The 26,094-nt window shown below is 59.2% G+C and carries 26 protein-coding genes; 19 read left to right on the forward strand and 7 right to left on the reverse strand.

All coding sequences use genetic code 11. The features are described 5' to 3' along the window. Both cydC and C1719_RS07650 read left to right on the forward strand, forming a co-directional pair. On the forward strand, window positions 1-1,846 hold a 1,846-nt coding region (cydC, locus tag C1719_RS07645), incomplete at its 5' end, for a thiol reductant ABC exporter subunit CydC (RefSeq protein WP_245874421.1). 11 nt (window positions 1,847-1,857) lie between these two features. Then, window positions 1,858-2,322, forward strand: a complete 465-nt coding sequence (locus C1719_RS07650) for a 2-thiouracil desulfurase family protein (protein ID WP_102374559.1) — start codon at window positions 1,858-1,860, stop codon at window positions 2,320-2,322. Between the two features lie 103 nt (window positions 2,323-2,425). Here C1719_RS07650 and C1719_RS07655 read toward each other — a convergent pair whose 3' ends face one another. The 3 genes from C1719_RS07655 to C1719_RS07665 form a co-directional block, all read right to left on the reverse strand. Then, window positions 2,426-3,130, reverse strand: a complete 705-nt coding sequence (locus C1719_RS07655) for an aquaporin (protein WP_102374560.1) — start codon at window positions 3,128-3,130, stop codon at window positions 2,426-2,428. A 147-nt stretch (window positions 3,131-3,277) separates the two neighbouring features. Next, window positions 3,278-3,832 (reverse strand): phosphodiesterase, encoded by a 555-nt coding sequence (gene yfcE / locus C1719_RS07660; RefSeq protein ID WP_102374561.1) that lies wholly within the window; start codon window positions 3,830-3,832, stop codon window positions 3,278-3,280. 34 nt (window positions 3,833-3,866) lie between these two features. Beyond that, on the reverse strand, window positions 3,867-5,132 hold the full coding sequence (locus C1719_RS07665) for a deoxyguanosinetriphosphate triphosphohydrolase family protein (protein ID WP_102374562.1): 1,266 nt from the start codon (window positions 5,130-5,132) through the stop codon (window positions 3,867-3,869). Window positions 5,133-5,418: 286 nt separating this feature from the next. Between C1719_RS07665 and dnaG the strand changes: the two genes are divergently transcribed. From dnaG to C1719_RS07705, 8 genes are all read left to right on the forward strand, one after another. Then, complete coding sequence (gene dnaG / locus C1719_RS07670) at window positions 5,419-7,290, forward strand: DNA primase (RefSeq protein WP_102374563.1); 1,872 nt, start codon at window positions 5,419-5,421, stop codon at window positions 7,288-7,290. Between the two features lie 219 nt (window positions 7,291-7,509). Further along, complete coding sequence (locus tag C1719_RS07675; RefSeq protein WP_102374564.1) at window positions 7,510-7,938, forward strand: NfeD family protein; 429 nt, start codon at window positions 7,510-7,512, stop codon at window positions 7,936-7,938. Continuing rightward, the gene (locus tag C1719_RS07680) at window positions 7,935-8,900 is read left to right on the forward strand and encodes an SPFH domain-containing protein (RefSeq protein ID WP_102374565.1); all 966 of its coding nucleotides are present in this window, start codon (window positions 7,935-7,937) and stop codon (window positions 8,898-8,900) included. The genes C1719_RS07675 and C1719_RS07680 overlap by 4 nt, the downstream gene beginning before the upstream one ends. A 93-nt stretch (window positions 8,901-8,993) precedes the next feature. Further along, window positions 8,994-9,524, forward strand: a complete 531-nt coding sequence (def, locus tag C1719_RS07685) for a peptide deformylase (RefSeq protein ID WP_102374566.1) — start codon at window positions 8,994-8,996, stop codon at window positions 9,522-9,524. Continuing rightward, window positions 9,521-10,483, forward strand: a complete 963-nt coding sequence (gene fmt / locus C1719_RS07690; protein ID WP_102374567.1) for a methionyl-tRNA formyltransferase — start codon at window positions 9,521-9,523, stop codon at window positions 10,481-10,483. The genes def and fmt overlap by 4 nt, the downstream gene beginning before the upstream one ends. Further along, window positions 10,473-11,855, forward strand: coding sequence for a transcription antitermination factor NusB (locus C1719_RS07695; RefSeq protein ID WP_102374568.1), 1,383 nt, complete (start codon window positions 10,473-10,475; stop codon window positions 11,853-11,855). Before fmt ends, C1719_RS07695 begins: the two co-directional genes overlap by 11 nt. A 58-nt stretch (window positions 11,856-11,913) precedes the next feature. Beyond that, window positions 11,914-12,873 carry a class II fructose-bisphosphatase gene (gene glpX, locus C1719_RS07700; RefSeq protein ID WP_102374569.1) on the forward strand — a complete coding sequence of 320 codons (960 nt, stop codon included), beginning with the start codon at window positions 11,914-11,916 and terminating at the stop codon, window positions 12,871-12,873. A gap of 109 nt (window positions 12,874-12,982) precedes the next feature. Beyond that, window positions 12,983-14,419, forward strand: a complete 1,437-nt coding sequence (locus C1719_RS07705; RefSeq protein WP_180963521.1) for a GntR family transcriptional regulator — start codon at window positions 12,983-12,985, stop codon at window positions 14,417-14,419. Here the strand turns inward: C1719_RS07705 and C1719_RS07710 are convergent. Continuing rightward, on the reverse strand, window positions 14,413-15,567 hold the full coding sequence (locus C1719_RS07710; protein ID WP_102374571.1) for a baeRF3 domain-containing protein: 1,155 nt from the start codon (window positions 15,565-15,567) through the stop codon (window positions 14,413-14,415). The genes C1719_RS07705 and C1719_RS07710 overlap by 7 nt on opposite strands. A 231-nt stretch (window positions 15,568-15,798) precedes the next feature. Between C1719_RS07710 and C1719_RS07715 the strand changes: the two genes are divergently transcribed. Next, the gene (locus C1719_RS07715) at window positions 15,799-16,548 is read left to right on the forward strand and encodes a GNAT family N-acetyltransferase (protein ID WP_102374572.1); all 750 of its coding nucleotides are present in this window, start codon (window positions 15,799-15,801) and stop codon (window positions 16,546-16,548) included. A gap of 10 nt (window positions 16,549-16,558) precedes the next feature. Here the strand turns inward: C1719_RS07715 and C1719_RS07720 are convergent, their stop codons facing one another. Continuing rightward, entirely contained in the window at window positions 16,559-17,011 is a 453-nt protein-coding gene (locus C1719_RS07720) for a MerR family transcriptional regulator (protein ID WP_102374573.1), read from the reverse strand. A 164-nt stretch (window positions 17,012-17,175) separates the two neighbouring features. Here C1719_RS07720 and C1719_RS07725 point away from each other — a divergent pair, with 164 nt between their 5' ends. Continuing rightward, a complete protein-coding gene (locus tag C1719_RS07725) occupies window positions 17,176-17,907 on the forward strand; it encodes a flavodoxin (protein ID WP_102374574.1) in 732 nt (243 codons plus the stop codon). A gap of 211 nt (window positions 17,908-18,118) precedes the next feature. Here C1719_RS07725 and C1719_RS07730 read toward each other — a convergent pair whose 3' ends face one another. Together C1719_RS07730 and C1719_RS07735 are read right to left on the reverse strand one after the other, a co-directional pair. Next, on the reverse strand, window positions 18,119-19,876 hold the full coding sequence (locus tag C1719_RS07730) for an AMP-binding protein (protein ID WP_102374575.1): 1,758 nt from the start codon (window positions 19,874-19,876) through the stop codon (window positions 18,119-18,121). 89 nt (window positions 19,877-19,965) lie between these two features. Continuing rightward, on the reverse strand, window positions 19,966-20,550 hold the full coding sequence (locus tag C1719_RS07735) for a helix-turn-helix domain-containing protein (protein ID WP_102375980.1): 585 nt from the start codon (window positions 20,548-20,550) through the stop codon (window positions 19,966-19,968). A gap of 316 nt (window positions 20,551-20,866) precedes the next feature. Between C1719_RS07735 and C1719_RS07740 the strand changes: the two genes are divergently transcribed. The 7 genes from C1719_RS07740 (at window position 20,867) to C1719_RS07770 (ending at window position 26,089) form a co-directional block, all read left to right on the forward strand. Continuing rightward, complete coding sequence (locus tag C1719_RS07740; RefSeq protein ID WP_102374576.1) at window positions 20,867-21,262, forward strand: MerR family transcriptional regulator; 396 nt, start codon at window positions 20,867-20,869, stop codon at window positions 21,260-21,262. A 757-nt stretch (window positions 21,263-22,019) separates the two neighbouring features. Beyond that, complete coding sequence (locus C1719_RS07745; protein WP_245874423.1) at window positions 22,020-22,799, forward strand: nucleotide-binding protein; 780 nt, start codon at window positions 22,020-22,022, stop codon at window positions 22,797-22,799. Between the two features lie 88 nt (window positions 22,800-22,887). Then, window positions 22,888-23,094, forward strand: a complete 207-nt coding sequence (locus C1719_RS07750) for a 4Fe-4S binding protein (RefSeq protein WP_102374577.1) — start codon at window positions 22,888-22,890, stop codon at window positions 23,092-23,094. A gap of 2 nt (window positions 23,095-23,096) precedes the next feature. After that, on the forward strand, window positions 23,097-24,161 hold the full coding sequence (locus tag C1719_RS07755) for a 3-methyl-2-oxobutanoate dehydrogenase subunit VorB (RefSeq protein WP_102374578.1): 1,065 nt from the start codon (window positions 23,097-23,099) through the stop codon (window positions 24,159-24,161). Between the two features lies 1 nt (window position 24,162). Beyond that, the gene (locus C1719_RS07760; protein ID WP_102374579.1) at window positions 24,163-24,990 is read left to right on the forward strand and encodes a thiamine pyrophosphate-dependent enzyme; all 828 of its coding nucleotides are present in this window, start codon (window positions 24,163-24,165) and stop codon (window positions 24,988-24,990) included. 2 nt (window positions 24,991-24,992) lie between these two features. Then, window positions 24,993-25,529, forward strand: coding sequence for a 2-oxoacid:ferredoxin oxidoreductase subunit gamma family protein (locus tag C1719_RS07765; protein WP_102374580.1), 537 nt, complete (start codon window positions 24,993-24,995; stop codon window positions 25,527-25,529). Window positions 25,530-25,537: 8 nt separating this feature from the next. Next, window positions 25,538-26,089 (forward strand): helix-turn-helix domain-containing protein, encoded by a 552-nt coding sequence (locus C1719_RS07770; RefSeq protein ID WP_102374581.1) that lies wholly within the window; start codon window positions 25,538-25,540, stop codon window positions 26,087-26,089. The last annotated feature ends 5 nt before the right edge of the window (window positions 26,090-26,094 follow it).

A 26,094-nucleotide genomic window follows, 5' to 3' on the forward strand; every position in this document is an offset into this window, starting at 1 on the left:
GGTCTATGCCCGCCTGTGGAATCAGCAGGCGAAGCTCGAAGCGTACGCCGCCCGCGAGCGGGCGGCTTGCACAGGCGGGCAAACGGCGTCTGCCGATGGCGCTTCTCTCGCGGGCGATGCGGGGTCGTGCGCGGCCGACAAGGACCGTTCTCCGATTGAAGATGCGGGGGAGACGTCGGGCGCGCCGAGGGAAAAGCGCACGAATCTATCCGTTATGCTTCGGCTGATCGCGCTCGTCGGTCCGCTTTTGCCGTACATGGTCCTTGCCGTCGTGCTGGGCGTTGCCGGGTTCTTCGCAGCCATATTCCTCACGACGTTCGGCGCATATGGAATCGTCGACGCGGCGGGCATGCCCGCCGGCATCGGGTTCGGAGCGGCGTGCGTGCTCGTTGCGGTATGCGGCATAGTGCGCGGGCCTTTGCGCTACGGTGAACAGCTGTGCAACCATTTCATCGCCTTCAAGCTGCTCGCGCTCATCCGCGACAAGGTGTTCGGCTCGCTGCGCAGACTTGCGCCCGCCAAGCTCGAGGGGCGCGACAAAGGCAACCTCATATCGCTTCTGACATCGGATGTCGAACTGCTCGAAGTATTCTATGCCCACACGATTTCCCCGATAGCCATAGCCGTCGTGGTGTCTCTCGGCATGACGGCGTTCATCGGATCGTTTTCCCTTCCGCTCGCCTTCGTGGCCCTTGCGGCGTATCTCGTCATCGGACTTATCGTGCCCCTTACCGCCTCGCGCATGGCTGGCAAGGGTGGCCGCGAATTCCGCGATCAGGTTGGCGATATGAATACTTTCGTGCTCGACAGCCTGAGGGGGTTGCGCGAGACGTTGCAGTACGGGTGCGAGAGGAAGCGCTCGGTCGAGCTTGAGCAACGCACCGAAAACCTCGCTTCGGTCGAGGCCGTGCTCAAGCGCAGAATGGGCTGGTTCATGGCCCTTACCAGTGCGCTCGTGCTCGCGTTCGACGTTGCGATGGTCGGGGTTGCCTTCAGCTTGTATGCCGCAGGCGGGCTCGGCTTTTCGGAAGCGCTCATCTGCGTGATGGCCTTCATGTCGTCGTTCGGGCCGGTGATCGCCGTCGCAAACCTCGGATCGACGCTGCAGCAAACGTTCGCTTCGGGTGCCCGTGTGCTCGACGTGCTCGACGAGAGCCCCGAGGTCCGGGATGTGACCGACGGCGTTGCCGTATCGTTTGAGGGCGCCGAAGCCCGAGACGTCGGCTTTTCCTACGGAGCCGAGCAGATCTTGGGGAACGTGAACCTGCGCATTCAGCCGAAAACGGTGGTCAACATAGCCGGGCGCAGCGGATCGGGCAAATCGACGTTTCTCAAGCTGCTCATGCGATTCTGGGATGTGACGGAAGGATCGATCGAGCTATCCGGAACCGATATCCGTGCGATCGATACGACGAGCTTGCGCGACAACGAAAGCTATATGACGCAGGAAACTCACCTGTTTACGGGCACCGTGAGGGAAAACATCGCGCTTGTCAAGCCGGAAGCGACCGATGCGGAACTCGACGAGGCGTGCCGCAAGGCGGCGATCCTCGATTTGATCGGGCGGCTGCCGCAGGGTTACGACACGCCGGTCGGGGAGCTGGGCGATACGCTCTCGGGCGGCGAACGCCAGCGAATCGGCCTTGCGAGGGTGTTTCTCTACGATGCCCCGTTCGTGCTGCTCGACGAGCCGACGTCCAACCTCGATAGCCTGAACGAGGCGGCGGTTCTTTCGGCGCTCGAGGCGAGCAAGGCCGACAAGACGATCGTGCTTGTGAGCCATCGGGCATCGACCTGCATGTTCGCCGACAAGACGTATTCGGTCGAAAACGGCCGCGTAAGCTAGGGGCGCATGGCGTGGATGCCGATGGAAGGGTCAAAGTGCTTGTGAGCGCATGCCTCGCGGGCGAGCGGTGCCGTTTCGACGGCGCGGCCTGCACCTGCGCAGGAATCGACGAGATCGCCGAGTTTGCCGAGCTTGTGCCCATCTGCCCCGAGGTGCTCGGTGGTCTTCCCGTCCCCCGAAAGCCCTCCGAGATTTTGGGTTCTCGTGTGGTGACGTGCGACGGGGCCGATGTGACCGAGGCGTTTCAGCGAGGCGCCGAGCGGGCGGTTCGCAGGGCGTTGGGAGAAGGATGCCGTTTTGCGGTGCTCAAGGAGCGAAGCCCCTCCTGCGGATCGAAGGCGGTTTACGACGGAACGTTTTCCTCCGTGCTCGTGCAGGGAAGCGGCTTTGCCGCGGTGGCGCTTGAGCGGGCGGGGATCAGGGTGTACGGCGAATCGGATTTGGCGAAACTGAAAAAGGACATCGCTGCCGAATAAGGCTTGCGATGTCCTTTTCGCCTGCAGGGCGCTCGGTTCCTCCGTTTAAGCGCGTAAAGCGAAGGCCGGTCGGCCCACAGTGCCCTTCGGAGTGGACCTTCGATTACTTCGCGGTCTTGAAGGCCTTCCAGATGAGCGCGGCGAGCGCGGCGCCGACGAGCGGGGCTGCGATGAACACCCAAACCTGGGAGATCGCCGTCGGATCGATACCCGCCATCATGAGCGCCGGGCCGAAGCTGCGGGCGGGGTTGACGGATGTGCCCGTCAACGGGATACCCATGATATGCACGAAGGTAAGCGTGAGCCCGATGATTATGCCCGCGTAGGGAGCGGTCTTCTCGTTGGCGGTGGAGCCGAGTACGGAAAGCACGAAAATGCAGGTGAGGATAACCTCGACAACAAGTGCGCCGACAAGGCCGATGCCGACCGAGGAGGCGGCGTCGTAGCCGTCGCAACCGAGTCCGGTCGCAGCGACTCCGCCCAATGCCGTGCAGTTGGCGATGATGAAGTAAAGCAGGGCGGCGCCGACGATGCCGCCGACGAACTGGGCGATCCAGTACCCGACAAGGTCTTTGCCCGAGAGCCGTTTGTCGAGGAACAGCCCCAGCGATACGGCGGGGTTGATATGGCATCCCGATACGTTGCCGATGACGAATGCCATGGCTATGATCGAAAGGCCGAATGCGAACGCGATGCCGAGGGTTCCGAGTACCGAACCTGCCACGGCAGCGCTGCCGCATCCGAACAGGGTGAGCACGCAGGTGCCCAATGCTTCGGCTGCGTACTTCTTGGATGAAGCGACTTCCATAGATCCTCCTTTGACGAGCGGTTTTGTGCAACAGCACATGCTACCATCGCAAGGAGATGCGAACTTCTGATTCATCCAACGGTTGGGTCAGGGCCAGCGTGGCGAAGAAGCGTCCGCCGCGCTGTCTGCGGCTGCTGTGCGGAAAGCTCAGCGCAGAGATGGAAGCTCGGCTTCGGCAAGCAGGTCGCCCGAAAGCTCTTTGAGCGAGAAGACTCCGTCTTCGAACATGGCGTAGCTGCGAGATCCGTCTTTGGGAATCGAGACGCTGCCCGGATTGACGAGCAGGATCCCTCCCGTTTCTTCGAGCTGCTTTTTATGGGTATGCCCGTACAGAAATGCGCCGCCCGGCGCGATGTAGGGAAGGCTCTCGGGGTTCCAGAGGTGGCCGTGGGTGGCGAACAGCGTCCTGCCCTGCGCGTCGACGAGCTCGGTGTAATCGGCCATGCAGGGAAAGTCGAGCACCATCTGGTCGACTTCGGCTTCGCAGTTTCCGCGGACTGCGATGATGTGCTGCTTGAAGCCGTTAAGCGTGTCGGCGACCGCCATGGGATCGTACTGTTCGGGCAGCGCGTTGCGCGGGCCGTGGTAGAGCAGATCGCCGAGCAAAAGCACTGTGTCGGGGTCCTCTTCGGCGATGCGTTCGGCGAGCATGGAGCAAAAGCGAGCGGAACCGTGCACGTCGGAGGCAATGAGTATCTTCATGGTGATCCTTTCGCGTTGTGCGCCGACGCCGAAGCTAGCTTCGCAGATCGGCGCAGTAGTCCTGCGAGATGATGTGCTTGTCGCTTTTCGGGAAGAGGAGCCCGTAGAGCGTCGTGAAGTAGCTGTCGGTCATCGAAGCCATGTAGTCGACGACGATTTGGTCGGGGTCCTCTGCGAGGTACTCGTCTGCGCGCACGGTGCGCGATTTCGTTACGAGGTTCGAGATGTGATGGCGAAACACCGGCGAGTCCTCGTTGCGCGCTGCGAGATCGGAAAGCAGTTTTTCGTACATTTCCGCGAACATCTCTTCGACGATGTTGCCGTAACCCGATATGACGCCTTCGTTGAAGTATATCTGCTCGTAGTTCTGCGCTTTGGCCCGCTTGAGGTCGTCGAAGACCTCCTTGCTCATCGCGATGCGGTCTTTGCCGTAGCTGTTGTTGACGATGTCGACGGTCAGGTTGTTGATGATCTGGGCGTTTCCCCGTCCGATCACCCTGGAGTCGAAGCTTGACAGCGAGTCGACCACGCCCATGTCCATGGCGTCTTGGCGATCCTTTCCCAGGTAGGCGATCATGTCGCTCACGCGCACCACGCACCCCTCCAGCGTCGAGGGGCGCAGGCGCTTGATCGTCGTCTCGTCGAGATAGCAGTCCTCGACTATCCGGTCGAAGGCCTCGAAGCTGCCGAGATCGCTCACGGAGAGCACCTGTTGGGCGAATTCGCCATTGTGGCAGAGCACCCCGTCGAGCGTCTGCAGGCTGATATTGCGTCTGAAAAGCTTGTCGAGCACGCGTACCGAGTGCACGTTGTGGTTGAAAAAGCGTCCGGTATTGGCGTGGTAGAGCTTGCCGAGGAACTTCTCGCCTGCGTGGCCGAACGGGGTATGCCCCACGTCGTGGCCGAGGGCGATCGCCTCGATGAGATCGATGTTGAGTCCGAGGATGTTGCCGATGTTGCGGGCGATGCGGCTTACGAGCTGGACGTGAAGGCCGCGCCTCGAGATGTCGTCGTTTTGTATGAAGGAAAATACCTGCGTCTTGTCCGCGTAGCGGTTGTAGGCGGGAACGTTGATGATCTTCTCGATGTCGCGTCCGAATGCGGGGCGGGTAAGCGTTGCCTCGTCATGCTCGCTGGGCTGGCGCCTTATGACGTTTTGGTCGTCGAATCGATAGGGGTTCGCAACGTGGTTCAGGCGATCTTCTCGGATCGCGTCGGCTATTGCGGGGTCGAGGGAAAGGTAGGGGATGGGGCTGCAGGCTTGCTGCCCGGGATCGGTCGATGGGTTCGCAGTGTCCATGCGGTGCTCCTCTGCGTTTGTCGGGGGCGCGCCCTGGGCGCGCCGTGCTGTTCAGCGCTATTGTATCTTATTGGATAAGCCGTTGGTGCCGTGCTCGGATTTCTTCAGGTTATACACCTTTGGAGGTTTTCGGCAACCGAGTTCGGGCGGCGCTGCGGATCGGCGGAGGCCCGTGACGGAGATTCGCCGAGGGCGGTGAAGCCGACGCGTCGCCGCCCTCGCTCTTGGGGTATACTTGTCGTTGATCATACAAGCGTACGCATCCGTGATAAGGAACGCATAGGCAGTGGCAGGCTTCAGCGAAGAGGATATCCGCAAGGTGCGCGAGGCAAACGACCTCGTGTCGGTTGTCGGCGACCGCGTGCCCGTGAAGCAGCGGGGTCGCGATTTCTGGTGCTGCTGCCCCATCCACGATGAGAAGACCCCTTCCTGCAAGATCGATCCAGCATCGCAGCTGTGGCACTGCTTCGGATGCGGTGCAGGCGGCGATGTATTCAGCTTCGTCATGCAGGTGGACGATCTCGATTTTCCCGATGCGGTCCGCAAGCTCGCCGAGCGCGGGGGAGTCCAGATCACCGAAAACGGCAAACCGGCCGTTGCCCACGGATACAAGGCGCGGCTCAAGGAAATTTGTAAGGAAACGGCGGCGTTCTACCATATGCAGCTCATGCGGGGCAAGGATCCCGGCGCCGCATCGGCGCGCAGCTACCTGGCGAGCCGTGGGTTCGGCGGGGAAGTGCCCAAGCGCTGGGAGCTCGGTTTCGCACCGGGATCGGGGCAGCTCGTGCGCCATCTCAAGGCGAAGGGCTTCAAGGACAAAGAGCTCGTCGATGCCAACGTCGCCCTCGATGGGGGCAGGGATGGCCGCCGCGGGGGGCTGAAGGATCGGTTCTACAACCGCGTGATGTTTCCCATCTTCGACGTGCAGGGCGATTGCATCGCGTTTGGCGGGCGCATCATCGGAGACGGGCAACCTAAATATCTGAACTCCCAGGAAACGCCCGTATTCCATAAGTCCGAGGTGCTGTTCGGCCTCGACAAGGCGAAAACCTCCATGGCCGCAACGGGCGTTGCCGTGGTGGTCGAGGGATACACCGATGTGATCGCGCTGCATGAGGCGGGCATTCAAAACGCGGTGGCAACGCTGGGGACGGCGCTCACGACCCAGCATATCCGTGCGCTCTCGAGACATGCGAAGCGCCAGATAATCTATTTGTTCGACGGCGATGAAGCGGGGCAGCGCGCCGCTGACCGCGCCCTCGGGTTCATCGATCGGTCCATGACGCCCGAGGCGGGCCGCACCAAGATCGAGCTCGCCGCCGTAACGCTTCCCGATGATCTCGACCCGGCCGATTTCGTGGGCCAGCGCGGCGCGGATGCACTGCGCGAACTGCTGGCCTCCGCTCGCCCCCTGCTCAGGTACGGTATCGAGCGGCGCATAGCGAAATACGACCTCTCTTCGGCGGAATCGCGGGCGGCGGCTCTCGCCGATGCTCTTGCGGTGCTTGCGCCTATTAAGGATTCGATCCTCGCGAAGGATTACGCGATCCAGATCGCGGGCATGGTCCGCGCCCGCGAAAACGACGTGCTCGAACAGCTCGAGCGCCTCGAGCCGCCCCGGCAGCCCGGCGCGCAGGCCGAGCCTGCATCCGAGCAGCCGACGCGCCGTCCGACGGCAGCGTCTGCGCTCCCGCAAAGCGAACTTTCCCGCCGCCGCTACGAGCGCGAGTTCTTAAGCCTCGTGGCACGGCGGCCCGAGGAGGGTTTACGTCTGGCTGAAGCCCTCGCCCAGACGCAATGGCACGAAACGGTGCACGGCCTGCTTTCCCAAAGCATCCTTGCGACGCTTGCGGATAATCCCCAGGCGAAGGCTCCCGATATCATTACAGCGGCCCAGCAGGCGGTCCCCGCTGCGGCGAGCATCCTCACATCGGGAACGATGTCGGAGGAGACGGGAGCTTCGCAGCTCGCGACGTTTCTTGCCGAGGAACTTGCCATCGGCGATATGGACGATGCGATTGCCGCGCTCAAGGCCCAGCTTGCGCAGGCCGATAGGCTCGATCCTCAAGAATACGAGCTGTTGTTCGAAAGCGCGGTGGCCATGCAGAAGGAGCTGGCGAAGCGCAGGCTTGCGCACAAATCGGTCGGACAAGGTTGATTCGCCGTACGCGGGGGCGGGTGAAGCCGGTTTGCACGCGGGGTCGGGCGAAGGTGACCGGCCGAGGTCGGAAGAACGGTCGAACGGGGCGTTTCGCGGGGTTCTCGACCGCGTTGGCGGATAGTGTGACCGAGAAGGTAACAGAATGGTTTCGGGTGTTCTAACATAACAGAGAACAAGTTACATTTAGTATACTTGTCATGAAAGAAAGGAGGCGTTATGAGTCCCTTCATATGGCTCGGAGTTGCGGCGGTCATGGGCGTCGTCGAGGTTTTATCGCTCGGCTTGATCACCATGTGGTTCGTCATCGGAGCGCTTGTCGCATTTCTTGCGAACCTGCTCGGGTTCGACCTCGTGGCGCAGCTCGTCGTGTTCTTCCTGGTATCGATCGTCTGCCTGATCGTTCTCAGGCCGGTGTTCGTCAAGTACCGCAAACGCGGAGAAACCGAAGAACCCGACGTTGTCGGGCAATCCGCCATCGTTATCGAGGGCATCGACAACGAACGCCTCGTTGGCCGGGTTGAAACGGCCAACCGCATGACGTGGGCGGCGAGAAGCGCCGACAACTCGGTAATACCGACCGGTGAGACGGTCGTTGTGAAAAACAGAGAGAGCATCACGCTCATCGTTGAAAGGAAACAAGCATGAATGCATTGATCGTAGTCGCGGTGCTCGTGGTATTGCTCATCCTCTTTTCCGTAACCTGCATAAAGATCGTACCGCAGGCCACTGCTGCGGTCGTCGAGCGTTTCGGCTCGTATTTGGCCACCTGGAACAACGGCCTGCACGTCAAAGTACCCTTCATCGACCGCGTGCGCGGCGGCATCTCGCTCAAAGAGCAGGTGTTCGATTTCCCGCCGCAGCCCGTCATCACGAAAGACAATGTGACCATGTCCATCGACACGGTCGTGTTTTTCCAGATCATGGATCCGAAGCTGTATTGCTACGGCGTCGAGAACCCCATCATTGCGATCGAGAACCTTTCGGCGACGACGCTGCGCAACATCATCGGAGACTTGGACCTTGATACGACGCTCGTCTCGCGTGACGTGGTGAACGCGAAGATGCGGGCCATCCTCGACGAGGCGACCGACGCCTGGGGCATCAAGGTCAACCGCGTGGAGGTTAAGAACATCACGCCGCCCGCCGCCATCCAGCAGGCCATGGAGAAGCAGATGAAAGCCGAGCGCGAGAAGCGCGAGGCGGTTCTTTTGGCCGAGGGCGAGAAGCAGGCGGCCATCACGATCGCAGAAGGCAACAAGCAAGCCCAGATCCTCGCAGCCGAGGCCGACAAGCAGCAGGTCATCCTTGCCGCAGAGGCCGAGAAGGAAAAGCAGATCCGCGAGGCCGAGGGCGAGGCGGACGCCATCCGCAACGTCCAGCAGGCAACGGCCGACGGCATCCGCATGGTGCGCGATGCCGGTGCCGACAACGCGGTTCTGACGCTGAAGGCGCTCGAATCGCTCGGCGTGCTCGCCAACGGAACGGCCACCAAGCTCATCGTGCCGTCCGATATCCAGGGCATCGCGGGCCTTGCCGCATCGCTCAAGGAGGTTTTCGTTGATGAACCTTCTGTCAAGCGGGGCGATTCCGCTGGACAAGATCGGTAACCTGACCGACAATGGCTGTGAATAACAGGGGATTTCCGCAAAAGCCCGCTTTCACGGAAATCCTTTCCTCATAGCTTTGAAAAGGAAACGAACATGAATATCGTGCTTTCACCCGATCCCATGCTGCGGCAGGTATGCGAGCCGTGCCGCGTTGAAGACAAGAGCATAAAGAAACTCGCCAAACAGATGGCCAAGGCGATGTACAAAAACAACGGCTGCGGTCTCGCCGCACCCCAGGTCGGCGTTCTCAAGCGTGTGGTCGTGGTCGACTGTGACACCGAATCGGACGAGCGCAATCCCATCTACATGATCAACCCCGAACTCGTCGAGCTTCAGGGCGATCCCATCGTCATGGGGGAGGGTTGCCTGTCGTGCCCGGGCATCACGGTCGAGATCGCCCGCCCGCCGTTCGCCAAAGTTCGCTTTCTCGATCTCGACGGAGAGGAATGGACTATCGAAGGCGACGGACTGCTGGGAAGATGCTTGCAGCACGAACTCGACCACCTCGACGGCAAGACGATGTTCGAGGTGTGCGATCCCATGGCGAGGATCGAGGCGCTCAGGGCCTACGAGGCGGCGCTGGCAGCCGGGGCGAAACCGGGAGAAACGGGTCCCGTGCAATGAAACTGATCTTCATGGGCACGCCCGAGTTCGCAGCTACGATCCTCGAGGATCTCGTGCAGCAGCACGAAATAGCCGCCGTTTACACGAGGCCCGATGCCGTTCGGGGCCGCGGTGCCGAAACTGCGGCGTCGCCCGTGAAGCTGGTGGCCGAACGCTACGGGATCGAAGTTCGCACGCCGCGGACGCTGCGTGACGAGTCCGAACAGGCTCATCTTGCCGCGCTCGAGCCCGATGCCGTTTGCGTCGCGGCCTACGGCATGATACTTCCGCCGGAGGTTCTCGCCATTCCCCGATACGGCTGCATCAACGTGCATGCGTCGCTGCTGCCCGCATGGAGGGGGGCGGCTCCGGTCGAACGCGCCATCCTTGCCGGCGATACCGAAACCGGCGTGTGCGTGATGCGCATGGAGGAGGGTCTCGATACGGGCGCTTACTGCATCTGCCGCACCGCCAGCATGGAAGACAAGAGCGCTGCGGCGCTTTCCGACGAGCTTGCGAACTTGGGATCGCATGCGCTTCTGACGGCGCTCGTCCATATTCAAGAAGGCGTTGCCGAATGGATCGAGCAGGACGAGGAGCGCGCGACGTATGCGAAGAAAATCGAGAAGCACGAGCTCGACCTTCGTCCTGAAGACGATCCGCGCAAAGCCGTGCTGAAAGTGCGCGCTTCGAGTCCGGCCCATCCTTCCCATGCCGTTTTGGCGGGTCGATCGGTGACGGTGCTCGAGCTTCGGGGCATCTCAGGCGACGAGGCGGCGCTGGAACTGACTCGGGATATGGAACGCGGTTCAGTGCGGTTTGCGGGCAAGCGCTTGTTCATCGGTCTGACCAGGGGTGCCGCTGAGGTGCTGCGCGTGAAGCCGGATGGGAAGCAGGAGATGGACGCGAAATCGTTTGCGGCCGGCATCCAAGGCATCAAGGACGGCTCTCTTGTTTGGGGGGCGCCCGATGGCGTATAAAGGATCGCGTGACCGCGCCGCGAAAGCGAGTCCGGCCCGTCGTGCGGCGCTTGAGGTGGGCGCGATCGTGCGCACGCGCAGCGCCTATGCGCAGGATGTCATAGCGAAGCACGTAGACGGGTCATCCCTTTCGCCCGAAGATCGGGCGTTTTCGACCAAGCTCGCATTGGGCGTGGCAAGCAGTTCGGGCACGCTCGACGAGGTGATCGATCGATGCCTCAAATCACCGAGCGACATAAAAAGCGACGTGCGAGACGCGCTGCGAATCAGCACATACGAGATCATGTTCCTCGATAAGAGCCCGCATGCTGCGGTCGATCAGGGAGTCGAGCTCGTCAGGTCGGTAGCTCCGAAAGCGACGGGACTCGCCAATGCGGTGCTGCGAAAAATCGTGGCGGCCAAGCAGGATTTTCCCTTCGGCGACCCTGCAACCGATGTGGCGGCGCTCGCCCGGTCCTATGCGTTTCCCGAATGGCTCGCCCGCAGGCTTGTGGCCGATCTCGGCCTGGAGTCGGCGGTCGCCTTCATGGAGGCATCGAACGAGCCTGCACCGGTTTTCATTGCCGTCAACGGGTTGAAGTCTTCAGACGAAGAGGTTCTCGCCGCATTCGAAAGCGCGTCCGCCCCGCTTCGCGCAGTGACGTTCGGAGCGGATGCCGTTGCGGGTTGCTATCGGCTCGAGGCGCCGCGCGCGCTTCAAGATGAGGCGGTCAAGCGCCTGTTCGGCGAGGGTAAGATCCTCGTGAGCGATGCGGCCTCCCAGATGGTTGCCGCAGGCGTGCTTCCGAAGGGGCGAAAGCCTTCGACGTTTCTCGAAGTGGGTGCCGGTCGCGCGACGAAAACCATCTTGCTGCAGAGCAATGCGAAGCGCCTTTACGGAAGCCAGCTCGATCTTTACACCCTCGACAACCATGAGTTCAAAACCAACCTGCTCGTCGAACGTGCTCAGCGCTACGGGGCCGCCGTTGCCAGGGCATGCACAGGCGATGCGACCGACCTCGACGCGGTTTTTCCAGACCGCTCGTTCGACGAGGTGTTCATCGATGCGCCGTGTTCGGGGCTGGGAACGCTCAGGCGGCATCCCGAAATCAGATGGCGCATTACCGAAAAGGATATCGATGCGCTTGCCGAAACGGGGTTCGCCATGCTCGTTTCCTCTGCGGGGCACGTGGCGCAGGGCGGCTCGCTCGCCTATGCCACGTGCACGGTGCTCAGGCAGGAGAACGCGGAAACGGTCAAGCGCTTCCTCGAAAGCGAGGCGGGCGCAGCCTTCGAGCTCGACGAGATATGCGGCAATCGCGTGTTCTCGACGAGGCTCGGATCGCGGTCTTCTGATGCGCATTTCGCGGTACGTATGGTGCGTACCAGGTGAGTGGTGTAGAATCTCCCACCGTCAGCTCACAATAACGAACATCTACGAAAGGGCTAGTATGCAACCTGCACGAATCATGGAAATCCTCAACGTAGCCGAGATTGCAGCGATCGCATGTGCCGACTGGTCGGGGAAAGGCGATAAAGTCGCCGCGGATCAGGCAGCGACGACCGCCATGCGCAATGCGTTCAACGATATCGAGTTTTCCGGACGCATCGTGATCGGGGAGGGCGAGCGCGACGAAGCCCCTATGCTCTACATCGGCGAGGAGCTTGGCCGCGGCGGTGAAGAGATCGATATCGCCGTCGATCCTCTCGAAGGAACGAACCTGTGCGCATACAACAAACCCAACGCCCTTACGACGATAGCCATCGCTCCGAAAGGCGCGCTTCTGTTCGCGCCCGACACCTACATGCAGAAGATCGCCGCAGGTCCGGCATGCGTGGGCAAGGTTCATATCGATAACACGCCCGAAGAGAACGTTCGTGCCGTTGCCGAAGCGCTCGGCAAAGACGTGTCCGATGTGAACGTGTGCATTCTCGACCGCGATCGCCACAAGGATCTCATCCAAGGCGTCCGCGATGCCGGCGCACGCGTCCGCCTCATCGATGACGGCGATGTGTTCGGCGCGATCGCCACAGCCGTTCCGGGTACGGGCATCGATCTGTACATGGGATCGGGCGGGGCTCCGGAGGGCGTGCTCGCCTGCACGGGCCTCAAGGCCATCGGCGGCACGTTCATGGGACGCTTCCGATTCCGCTCCGACGACGAGCGCGCGCGTGCCGAGAAAACTGCCGAGGTCGATCTTGACGGCGTGCTGACCATGGATATGCTCGTGCGATCCGACGATGCGGCGTTTCTCGCATGCGGCGTGACCGATGGCGAGATGGTTTCGGGCGTGTCGAAAGCCGACGGCTGCGTTACTACCGAATCGGTTGTGATGAATGCGGCAGACAAAACGGTTCGTTTCATCAAAACGTGCCGTCGAGGCGAAAACGGCGTCGTCCGATTCCATTAAAATACGACTGAATAAGTTATGGTTTAGCTCAAACGCAGCAACCGTGCATGGTATGATACCCTACGGGTTAACCCGTAGGGTATTGTTTTGCCTAGATTGGAAGCTGAGTTTGCGAGAGCGAAATACGCTATTCGAATACATGTACCGTGATCTTGCCGATAAGATCTCATGCGGATTGCTTCGCTACGGAGACGTCCTTCCCTCGATGAACGATTTGTGCACGCGCTACAACGTGGGCATCAGAACCGTGCGCGATGTTGTCGCCGCTCTGAAAGAGGACGGCTTCATTGTCACCGAAGAGCGGAAGCGCGCCACGGTTTCGTATCGGGCGAACCTCGAAGATGGCATCGCCGTGGGCGCACGTTCTCTCATTGCCCGTAGAAGCACGGTGCTCGAGAGCCTTCAGACGCTCGAACTGCTTATGCCCATGATGCTCTGGAGGGCCGCTCGGTCATGCTCCGTTGAAGAGCTCGATGCCTTGCGGAGCAGTGCGTATCCGGTGGATTACGAGATGCGCTCGGGCGATTGGCGCGTGTCCCGGTCTTCGGTGGCTCAGCACGAGCTTTTGAAAAAGGCCGATAACCCGTTGTTCGTGGAGTGCTTCGCAAGCCTTGAGCTTGCAAGCATCGTTCCGGTGTATCCGGGATACGCTGATCCGTATGCTGAGGCCGTCGAGCGTTCCGGGCATGTTCTCAAGGATGTGTTCGATGCGTTGAAGCTCGGTTCTTACGAGCAGGCATGCGGCGAGATATCCTATATGTTTGCGGATATGGCCGAATACATCGTTCCTTATCTGGATGCCCTGGAAGCCGATTATCCGATCGACGATAAGGTATCGGGTCTTCCGTATACCTGGAATGCGCGCGCCGGGCGGGAATACGCCTACGCGCAGCATGCCCGCGACGTTATCAGCCGCATCGCTTCAGGAGAATATGCCGATGGGGATCTGCTGCCCTCGATAGCCGAATTCGCCGAGATGTACGATGCCTCGCTTTCAACCATACAAAAGACGCTCGAGATGATCAATGCGCTCGGCATCGTCGAGACGGTCAACGGGTGCGGCACGCGGGTGTGCTTGTCGAATATGCGCTTCGACCCCCGCTTTTTCGGCGAGCCTTCATACAAGCGCGATACCGAGGTTTTTCTTGCAGCGCTCGATATGATGGGCATTGTGCTGCCGGTGGCCGTAAAAACGACGGCCGGCCGATTCGAGGATGTCGTTGAAGGAGTTGCATGCGCTCGGCTTGCCGAAACAGGGGAGTGGGCAGGGCAGGGGGCGCTCATGAAGGGCGTCATCGGAGCGGTGCGGTTGCAGCCGCTCCGTGCAATCATGGAAGAGCTCAACGAACTTCTTTTCTGGGGCAACTTCTTTGTATTCTTCGGGCCCACGAGAGAGAACAAGGATACGCTTCTGGGCTTGAGCAGCGATGCGTACGCGGCGCTGGAGAAGCGCGATGTCCAAGCATTTTCCGACGCCATGGCCGATTACTACCAGTACATGCTCGTGGCGATCAAGGCGTTTCTTTCTCAGGTTGAGCGTCAGTAGCGGAAAAGCGCCGCCACCCCGGTGTCAGACGGCATGCGATCCGCGTCGAGCACATAGACATCGCCGCCTTGCAGATAAGCTGCCTGGGCGAAGTCGTCGGTGAGGTCGTCGGAGGCGTCGAGCGCGTCTGCGCCATATGAGAGCGATCCCGTTTCGGGATCGAACGTTCCGGGAACGAGCTCGCCGCGTTCTATGAACAGCGTTTCCACCTTGCGCTCGGCAAGGGCGTGGGCGACTTCGCGGGGGTCGGTCGAAGCGCGGCCTTGCGATATCTCGCTGTCCAATCGATCTGTCCGTTCTGCGATGCGCGCTTTCTGGATGCTTTCGATGATGGAGGTCGCCTCCTCGAGCACCTCTTTTTCGTCCATGGAATAAAAGGGCTTCTCGATGCTTTCGTCGAGCAAGGTCGGAATCGACGAAACCTCGCGAAATGCATTTTGGTGTTCGGGAAGGCTTACCAGGATGAACGGACAGCGGTGCTTGCTCGCGAAATGCTCCTCTATGATCTTGGACGCATAGCGGAAGTGCTTTATCGTTTCCTTCTCGATGACCTCGCTCTTATCGCCATAGCGGTGATAGCTCGGAGCGTGGCTTCCGTGGGTTCCACCGAGGCCGAGCAGCGTGTTGTCGAAATCATCGAACACTTCGCTGAAGCGCGTTTCGACGCCTTCGGGCATTTCGAGCTTTTCGATGGTATGGAAATCGCCTTCGTACAGCGCGAAATCATCTGCCGACAATGCGATCAGGTAGTAGTGCGACCCGAATTGAAAGTTTCTGATGAGAGGTTTGATGTGGTAGCTGTCGGTGACTGAGACGAACTCATCGACGGGGTAGTCGAGCTTGTAGATCGAAGCCTTTTCGTTGCTTGCGAGAATCGCGAGTCCGTCTTTCGCGTTGCGCCAGATTCCGGAATCGCGGTGCTCTTCGATCGAGCGCAGTGCTGCCATGATCCCCTCATACTGCTTGCGATCGTAGTTGAGTTCGAGGAGATCCTCGACTTCGGTCATGAGGTTCTTGTATCTGATCGGATCCTGTTGGTTTTCGGGTGCATGACGATGGGTCGGCATATACAGCGATACGAGCGGCGCCTCTTTGCAGGAGAACAGGGTTGGGTCGAATTCGGTTAAGACGGATATATCGGTTTTCATGGGTTGTCTCCCCTCGAATACTTGTCGGCGGGTCCGATGCCCGCACTCGATAGTGAATATGCTACCTACGATACTCGTTGGGCGGGCAGGGGCCCAAAACGGTGACGGCACTGTTTTTCGACGGTTGCGTTGTCGTTGAAATATTCGCATTGAGGACAGCTTGTGTCCTCAATGGTAAGGTATTCTGAGGGCGACCGAGGACGGCAAACAAGCGAGGAAGCGAGCAGCTCAATGGAAATCATTTCCGTAACGGCAGAAAACATCGAAGACGAGCACATCTGCTGCGCGATAACCGAAAAGAAGGGCGAAACGTGCGTTGCAGCCAAAAAAGCCTGGATGGCCGATAGGTTTTCCGACAGGCTTGCGTTTAGGAAGCTCGATGTGCGCGGCAAGGTGTTCATCGAGTACATCCCCGCCGAAAAGGCGTGGTGTCCGATCGAAGCGGATGGCTACATGCATATCGATTGCTTCTGGGTATCGGGGCAGTACAAAGGCAAGGGTTATGCAAACGAATTGCTCGCAGCTTGCATCGCCGACGCGAAAAAGCAGGGAAAGCTCGGCGTTACGGTGCTGTCGTCGGCGAAAAAGATGCCGTTTCTTTCCGATCCGAAGTTTTTGAAGCACAAAGGTTTCAAGGTCGCCGATACGGCCGATCCCCAGTTCGAGCTGCTGTACATGCCCTTTGATGAGAGCGCTCCCGCCCCTGCTTTCAAAAGCCAGGTCAAGCACCCTCGCATCCCAGATGCCGGACTAGCGCTCTTCTATACCGATCAATGCCCCTTTGCGGGAAAGTACGCGCATATCGCAGCGCGGATGGCTGAGGAGCGCGGCGTGCCGTTTGCTTTGCATAAGATCGATTCGCTTGAGAAGGCGAAGGCCGCTCCTGCCGCATGCACTGCATACGCGCTGTTTCGCGACGGGGAATTCGAAACCAACGAGATCCTGAGCGAGAAGAAGCTCTCAGAGCTGTTCGGCAGATGAGAAAGAGCATTCAGTACTTGCTCACGCCGCAGCGAAGTTTGATTTCTCGAATATCGTCGGGCATGTCAGCTGGATCCATTTCGTGGGGGACGTCGGCCGTCCCCGCTTCGACCGCGGTATCGTAAAACCAGCACTTGTAAGTGAGGAAATCGAGCGTCTGCCGCAGTGATTCCATCTGCTCTTCCAATATCTTCTTGCGCGCATAGAACAGCTCGCGTCGCTCCTCAAGCGTGGAATCTCCTTTTAGATACAAATCCACATATTGTTTGATCTCCTTGATCGAAAGGCCTGATTTCTTCAATCTCTCGACAACCTGGATCCATTCGAAGTCGTCTTCGGTGAACATGCGAATGCCGCTTTCACTGCGATTCATGTGTGGCAGAAGGCCTTCCTTATCGTAATAGCGTATCGTCGATGCGCTCAGCCCCATCTTCTTGGCGGCATCGCCAATGGTGTACAGCATGAGGTGCTCCTTTCTGGCCACAAGATCTCCACTTGACTTAAAGTTAACTTTAACAGCTAGGATATAGCTCGAAGTAACTGAAGGATAGCATAGATCATAGCGTAGCAGGATGAAAATCGAGTGTCTAGCTTTAGCTGGAAAGCGGAAAGAACAAGGAGCATGCGATGAAACGAGTGAGCGAAGCGAAGTATGAAATGTGCGAGATGAATCAGGACCAGGCGGCGCTGATCGGAAGAAGGGAATTCGTCGGCATGGCGGCGGCTGTGGGGGCTGGACTGTTTCTCGGCGGGCTCATGTCCGGATGTGCTTCGGAGCTGGGACAGGGCGTTTCCGGGGATGGAGAGCGCAGCGAGCAGTCTGCGGGAGAGGGATCTGCCGCGAGTGGCGCTGCACCTGAGGAAGAAGTTCGGATGGCAGCAGGAAAATCGCTCGTTGCGGTATTTTCGTGGTCGGGCAACACGCTTCAAATCGCCGGGCGTATCAACGAGCTTGTCGATAGCGATCTTTTTCGCATTGAGCCGTCTGAGCTCTATACTGAAAACTATGACGACCTGCTTGAAATTGGACGCGCCGAGCAAAACGAGGGAATTCTGCCGGAGCTTGCGGCAACGGTTGAAAACTGGGATGAATACGAAACGGTGTACCTCGGGTTCCCAACCTGGTGGTCTCATCTTCCTCAGGCGGTGGCTTCGTTCTTGCACCTTCATGATCTGGCGGGTAAGACGGTCTTACCGTTTAACACGTCGGGGAGCAGCGGGTTTGCCAGCACTCTTTCCGACATCCAGTCGATCTGTCCTGACGTGCGCCTTTCCGATGGGATCAGCATCACAGCGGATGCGGTAGCCGATTCACTCGATCAGGTTGACGCATGGCTGGGCGAATCGGGCCTTTGGTGATGCGAAGGCGGTTACGGAGTGTGCCGTGGAGGATGTCTATGAAGCCAAGGGATTCGAAAGCTTCATCCGCTCGATCCGCAACACCTATGCCGACGATTCGGTTTTGAGCGATTCGGACGAGATCGACTATGCTGCGTAGACGCAGCATAGTAAAAGGGCAGGGTTCTTGAAGCCCTGCCCTTCCATTGACGGTCTATTCGGAAGTCGTATGTCAGTCGGCATCCTTGTCGCGGATGACCGCACGGCGGATCTTTCCGTTCACGGTTTTCGGAAGCGCATCGACGTAGTCGATGATGCGGGGGTATTTGTACGGAGCGGTTTGATGCTTGACCCAGGTTTGCAGTTCTTTGGTAAGCTCGGCGGTGCCGGCGAAGCCGGGAGCAAGCACGACAGTCGCCTTGACGGCGAATCCGCGCAGCTCGTCAGGCACTCCGGTGACGGCGCACTCGGCAACCGCCTCGTGCTCGAGCATGACGCTTTCGATTTCGAAAGGCCCGATGCGGTAGCCAGACGATTTGATCACGTCGTCGTTGCGGCCAACGTACCAGAAATAGCCATCCTCATCGCACCACGCGGTGTCTCCCGTATGGTACCAGCCGTCGTGCATGGCGGCTGCGGTCTTCTCGTCATCGAGATAGTACTCGAGCATGAGTCCGGGCATCTTCGGCTCGCACTTGATGCAGATCTCGCCGGTTTCGCCGGTATTGCAGCGGGTTCCGTCATCGCGCAGGATATGGATGGTGTAGAGCGGAACGGGCTTGCCCATCGAACCCGGTCGCGGAACCGAATTGGTGAGATTCGCAATCGTGAGCGGCGTTTCGGTTTGCCCGAAGCCCTCGTAGATCGTGAGCCCCGTGTGCTCTTTCCAGAACTCGAAGATGTCGGGGTTGAGTGCTTCGCCTGCGGTGGTCGAATAAACGAGCGTCGAGAGGTCGTAGGCGTCCACGTTATCCTGCATGAACATGCGATACATCGTCGGTGGGCAGCAGAGCGTCGTAATGCCGTATTTCCCGATGAGGGAGAGGATGTCTCCTGCATGGAAGCGGTCGTAGTCGTAGGTGAACACGCAGGCTTCCATGAGCCACTGGCCGTAGTATTTGCCCCAGACGGCTTTGCCCCAGCCTGTATCGGCGATGGTGAAGTGGATGCCGTCGGGCAGCACGTTGTGCCAATGTTTGGCTGTGATGAGGTGGGCGAGAGCGTAGGCCGAATCATGCAGCACCATCTTGGGATTTCCCGAGGTGCCGCTTGAGAAGTACATGAGCATGGGGTCGGCCGAAGCCGTTTCGCACCGCTCGAATTCTTCGGATGCCGCGCGGACGCACGTGTTGAAATCGAGCCAGCCTTCGCGCACGGCGGGTTTGGCGCAGATGCCTTCCGGACCCGAGAGCTCGGATCCGATCGGATGATCCTGCTCGGAGAACAGCAGCTTGTGGTTCTCGTCTTCGGGGGTCAGACCGCCGCCTGCACCGTTGACGAGGATCTTCGTTTCAAGCGTGGCGCATGCGTCTTGCACGTTGTCGCATACCTCGGCAATATCGCCGAGGGTCGTTGCGATGATGGCCTTGATGCCTGCGCCGTTGAGGCGGTATTCGAGGTCATGTTCCTTGAGCATGAAGGTAGCGGGCACCATGACGGCACCGAGCTTGTGAAGCGCGGTGGCCACGAACCAGAACTGGTAGTGGCGGCGCAGGATCACCATTACCATGTCGCCGCGGCCAATGCCCTGATCCTTCAGGAAGTTCGCGGTTTTGTCCGACCAGCGCTTCATGTCGGCGAAGGTGAAAACATGCTCTTCGCCTTCAGGGTTGCACCATACCATGGCCCGGCGGTCGGGATCGTTGTCGGCTATGTCGTCGACAACGTCGTAGCCGAAGTTGAAATCATCGGGGCAGGTGACGGAAAACGATTCAAGCTGGTCAAGATCGTTATACGATTCGGTGACGTAACGGAGGTTCAAATTTCTCATGACAATCTTTCTTTCGAGCGGACGGCTGGACAGCCGTTGGCGGGCGATCGGGTTGGGATGTTGCGGCACTGTCGGCGATGCGGCAGTGCCTAAGAAATCTTGTCTTCTCCGGGCTTCATAACGATCGCGAGGAACACGCATGGCTCGCCGCCTGTTGCGATCATGCCGTGGCCGCGTCCTGAATCGTACATGAGCATATCGCCGGCTTCGAGCTCTTCGACGTGGTCTTCGTAGGCGAAGCGCATCTTGCCCGACAGGATGTAGTCGATTTCCTGGCCGGTATGGCGAGAGAGGTGAATCGGCTGGTTCTGCTCTTCTTCGAGGTAAGGGGCGGTGACGAGGAACGGCTCCGCGATCTTGTTTTTGAAGTGGGGCGCCTTGTGCAGATACTCGAAACCGGCACGGCGTTTGATCGAGAGCCCATCGTTGGCACGCGTGAGCGAATAGCCGCTTAAATGCGGGTTCTCGCCGGTGAGAAGCTCGATCACGTCGACTCCGAACTTCTCGGCGCATTTATAGAGGAAGGTAAATGAAAGGTCCTGCTCGCCGTTTTCCTGCGCGGAGTACTCTGCCACGCTGCGGCCCGTTGCGTCGGCCATCTCCTGCATGGTGAGGTCCATGTCCTCTCGCAGCGCGCGAATTCGACCTGCCACCTCTTTGATATTCGGCTCCATGAACATTGACCTCCTTTTCATTGTCTAGGATTATCGGCGTACGCGCTGCGGACGGTCTTCAATCAAGCGTTCGACGCGCGGTTTTTGCAATTGTATAGCAACCTATTTCCGATTCAGCTGGGATATCGAAGAATTCCCAAGGTGTTCCAGATATCTTTGCCTGCGGCCCTTGACTTGGAGTGGACTTCAAGTGCTATATAGGTGATAGGGATATCCGTTATCCCGAAAACAGCCAGATGCTACGAGGCGGTACCGCGCATGCGAGAGCGGTACCCTGAGATATAAGAGCGATATTGCGTAATACAAGGAGCGCGCCATGCTGATTGCAGAAGTAAGCAAGAAATACGACATTTCAGCCGATACGCTTCGTTACTACGAGCGCGTTGGGCTCATTCCCGCCGTCAATCGCCGCGATAACGGCATCCGCGATTACACCGAGGAAGACCTCAACTGGGTTGAATTCATCAAATGCATGCGGGCTGCCGGAATCCAGGTCGAAGCGCTTATCGAATACGTTGCGCTCTACCAGCAGGGCGATGACACCAATGCGGCGCGCAAGGACATTCTGATCGAGCAGCGCGAGCAGCTCGTCGAGCGTATGGAGGATATGCGGGTGACGCTTGAAAGGCTCAACTACAAAATCGACAATTACGATCGCGTTATGCGCAAAGGCATTGACATGTCCGACTGCAAGAACGCTGATAAAGGTTAGGCTGAAGCGTAGAGACGCTTCTCGGATTAAAGGTTGTCTGACGATCGCATTGAGCGAGCGCGTGTCGGGGCCATGTAGATTCGACTGTGGCGGCCGATGGTTTTGCTTGCCGGCCTTCTCCTGCATGGACGATCCTCGTCGTTGATCGATTTGTGCCCGAGTCTGTCGGATTCGGGCACAAAATTGGACCTGTGGCAAAATGTAAAAACATACATAACACCGAAGCCCTGGTTTTTGATTTTTGCCATCAGGCGTTTTGCCGATTATTCCGCCTTAGCCATTATTATCATGTATTACATGATTGCCACAGGTCCAATTTTGTGCCAGATTAATATATTACCTAAAACGCAGCCGAGGGAAGATCGGGAGCGCATCTTCCCTCGGGCAGTCGCTTGGATTCGCGTGCGGCTGTTCGAATGGGCATGCGATCATCCGGATTTGCGTGCGGTCGCCTGAATGGGTGGGAGGCCGCTTGAATATGCAAGAGGTGCCTAGGTGTCATCTCGGGCATGGCGCAAATCCACCGTCGCTTCCACGGCGGCAATCCGGCCGTGCAGTCCTTTGCAGCGATAATCCTACCGCGTAGGCAGGGATTGCTGCGATTCCGAGCCTCTGTCCCGGCAAATGTGGTTCAATTAAATGCGGCTCAATTACCAACGAGAGTGCGGGCTTTTTGATCGGGCGGTTTACGGGTCACTGAAGTTTTTGTTCGCAAACCGTCTTCGAATATTTGCAGAGCGCAAAGAAAGGATTTCCGATGGCCGAAGATATGGCAAACGGTTTGGCCGAAGGTGGCGGTGCCGCAGCGCGCGCAAGCGAGCAGGCTCTCTTTCCGCTTTCACCTATTACGGTGGTCATAGGGCATTACGGCGTTGGGAAGACTAATTTTGCCATCAACCTAGCACTCGATGCCGCGAAGCGCGGTCAGGAGGTTACGCTTGTCGACCTCGATGTCGTGAATCCGTATTTTCGCAGCAGCGATTACCGCGACACAATGGAAAGCGCGGGCGTTTCCGTTGTGAGTCCGATGTTCGCGGGCACGACGCTCGATTCCCCGAGTTTGTCGGGCGCCGTCTACACGGCGATCGAGGACGCCATGCGGCAGGAGGACGGCGAGCGCAAGTGCGTCGTGATCGATGCGGGCGGTGACGACGTGGGAGCAACGGCGCTCGGCAGATTCGCGCCGCGGATAGCCGCGCAGCGCCACGAGGTTCTCTACGTGGTCAACAGATATCGCAACCTTACACAAGAAGCGGACGAAGCCATCGGGCTTTTGGCCGAAATAGAAGCGAAGGCCTGCTTGCGGGCAACGGGCATCGTCGGAAATTCGCACCTCAAGCAGGACACGACCGATCAGACCATCTGCGATTCTGCGCCTTTCGTGAGCGAGGTGTCCGAAGCGTCGGGCTTGCCGATCGTGTGCACTACGGTGCCAAAAGAGATCGTTGGCCAGAAAAACGACTCGTTTTGGGAAAGCTGCGCTATCCAAAACGTGTATCCTGTGCAAGTGTATGTTCGTACTCCGTGGGGCACCTGATAACACCCGGTACATATCTGCACCGAGCAGCCGCGATGCGCGGCCTTGGTTGTTCGTAGAGTGCGCAATCAGACGAGGAAGGTTGACCATGCCGAGAATTATCGTAGACGATCATTTCTGCAAGGGGTGCGGTTTATGCGTCGATGCATGCCCGGTGGACATAATCGAGCTGGATTTCAAGAAGATTACGTCCAAAGGGTACCACCCCGCTTATCTGGTCGATGAAGACAAATGCACAGGATGCATGTCGTGCGCCACGATGTGCCCCGATGTTGCGATTACGGTTGTGAGGTAGCCATGGCTGAGAAAGTATTGATGAAGGGCAACGAGGTTCTGGCCGAAGCCGCTCTGCGCGCTGGGTGCCGGTTCTTCTTCGGGTATCCGATCACTCCGCAAACCGAATTGGCGGCGTACATGTCGAAGCGTATGCCGAAGGTTGGGGGCACCTACCTTCAGGCCGAGAGCGAGATCGCCGCCATCAACATGGTGTACGGCGCGTCGGCGGCGGGTGCCCGCGTTATGACGTCCTCTTCTTCGCCGGGAATCTCGCTTAAGGGCGAGGGCATCTCGTACATGGCCGGCGCAGATCTGCCGGGCGTAATCGTGAACGTGCAGCGCGGCGGCCCGGGACTCGGCGGTATCCAGCCTTCGCAGTCCGATTACTGGCAGGCGACCCGCGCAACCGGGCACGGTGATTTCCAGCTCATGGTGTTCGCCCCCTCAACGGTGCAGGAGATGGCCGATTGCGCGTTCCTCGCGTTTGAGAAGGCCGACGAATACCGTATGCCGGTCATGATCTTGGCCGACGGTATGCTCGGTCAGATGATGGAGCCGGTGGTCCTTCCCGAGCCGAAGGCCGATCTTCCCGACAAGCCGTGGGCGACGACCGGTCACAAAGGCGAGCGTGAGCACAACATCGTGAATTCTCTGTATCTGCAGGCTGCCGATCTTGAGCGCCTTAACAACGAGCGCTTCGAGCGCTATGCGAAAATAAAGGAAACCGAGCAGCGCGCCGAGCTTTTCATGACCGACGATGCCGAGATCGTTGTCGTCGCGTTCGGCGCATCGGCCCGCATCGCGCGCAGCGCCGTCGTCACGGCTCGGGAAAAGGGGATCAAAGCCGGCCTCATTCGCCCGATCACCCTGTGGCCGTTTCCTTCCGATGCGATCGAATCGGTCATTCCCCATGCGAAGGTCCTTTTGAGCGTCGAGATGAATATGGGACAGATGGTGGACGACGTGCGGCTCGTTTCGGCAGGTCGCGTGCCGGTGGAATTCTTCGGGCATGCGGGCGGCATCATCCCGACGCCTGCCGAGGTGCTCGAGCGGATCGAAACGTTGAATGGAAAGGCGGGTGCGTAAGATGGCGACCGAAGGCAAGGTAATCTTCGAGCGTCCCCAGGCGCTCCTTCCCGTGATCACGAACTACTGTCCCGGATGCCCGCATGGCATCGTCCATCGCCTTGTCGCCGAATCAATTGACGAGCTGGGCGTGGAGGGCAAGACGGTCGGCGTCGCTCCCGTGGGATGCTCGGTTACTGCAACCGATTTCTTCGGCTGCGATATGATCGAGGCTGCGCATGGACGCGCCCCTGCGGTTGCAACCGCTGTGAAGCGCGTTCATCCCGACAACGTCGTGTTCGCCTACCAGGGTGACGGCGATCTTGCGAGCATCGGCATGGCAGAGACCATTCACGCCGCAACTCGTGGCGAGAACATCACCGTCATCTTTATCAACAACGCCATTTACGGCATGACCGGGGGGCAGATGGCGCCTACGAGCCTTCCGCACCAGGTGACGCAGACTTCGCCCTACGGGCGCGATGTTTCGACGGCGGGCTATCCGATTCGCGTGTCCGAGCTGCTCTCGTCGCTCGACGGCGTGGCTTACATCGAGCGCGTGACGGTCGATTCGCCGAAGAACGTTCGCAAGGCGAAAAAGGCTATCAAGAAGGCGTTCCAGAACCAGATCGACGGGGTGGGGTATTCTCTTATCGAGGTTGTCTCGACCTGCCCGACCAACTGGGGTCTGACGCCGCAAGATGCGTTTTCGTGGATGCGCGAGAACATGCTTCCATATTATCCGCTCGGCGTGTACCGCGACGTCATCGCCGACGGCTACGAAAGCGTTGCCGCTGCGGCGGCGGAGCGGGCGAAGGACTGTCCGCTAGCCGTTGGGGAAAAGGAGTAGAGATGGCGCAAACCTATAACATCGTGCTTGCCGGCTTCGGCGGCCAGGGCATTCTGTTCGCGGGAAAGATCATCGCGACGGCGGGCCTCATCGACGACCGCGAGGTGTCGTGGCTTCCTTCCTACGGGCCGGAGATGCGCGGCGGCACGGCGAATTGCAGCGTGTGCCTTTCAGACGATCCGATTGGATCTCCACTGGTGGTGACACCCGATACGCTGATCGTTATGAACCAGCCTTCGCTCGAGAAGTTCATCGATACCGTGCCCAAGGGAGGCGTCGTGGTTGCAGATTCGACGCTTGTGCAGGATATCCCCGAACGGGAGGGCGTGACCGTCTGCGCGATCCCCGCAACCGAGATCGCCGAGCAGGCGGGTCTGAAGGGCTTGGCCAACGTCGTTTGCGTGGGCAAGCTGTTCAAGGAGACGGGTTTTTGCAGCAAGGAGACGCTCGATGCGGCCGTTGCGAAATGCGTGCCCGCTTCGAAGCCGGGAATGCTCGAGAAGAACAAGCGCGCGATCGCGCTTGGGATGGAAGCTTAGGAGGCTGTATGGTCACGGAGTTCGCCGAGATAGGCCTGCGCATCAAAGGGTTGCGCGAAGCCTGCGACGTTACCCGCGAGGAGATGGCGCGAGAGCTCGGCGTGCCGCTCGAAACCTATATCGATTGGGAGGAGACCGGCGCCGATGTGCCGATCTCTGCCATCTACCATCTTGCGCACAAGTTCGGCGTTGAATTCACCGAGATCTTGACGGGTACCGCGGCGAAGCTCAACAGCTACCACGTGGTGAGAAGCGGAGAGGGCCGCGAGGTGGATCGCTATCCCGGATACCATTTCGAGGATTTGGCTTGGCGCTACAGCGGCAAGATCATGCAGCCGCTGCTCGTCGTGCTCGACCCGAGCGACGAGCCCGCCAAGCTCGTAACCCACTCGGGTCAGGAATTCAACCTCGTGTTGGAGGGTTGCGTTGTTGTCACCTGGGGCGATAAGGAATTCGAGCTCTGTCCTGGCGACAGCATCTACTTCAACCCCGAATACCTGCACGGCCAGCGCTGCGGCGGGGACGTGCCCGCAAAATTCGTTACGATCATCGCAGAATAGGACCG

The sequence above is a fragment of the Raoultibacter massiliensis genome (genome assembly GCF_900199545.1).
Taxonomy (GTDB): domain Bacteria; phylum Actinomycetota; class Coriobacteriia; order Coriobacteriales; family Eggerthellaceae; genus Raoultibacter; species Raoultibacter massiliensis.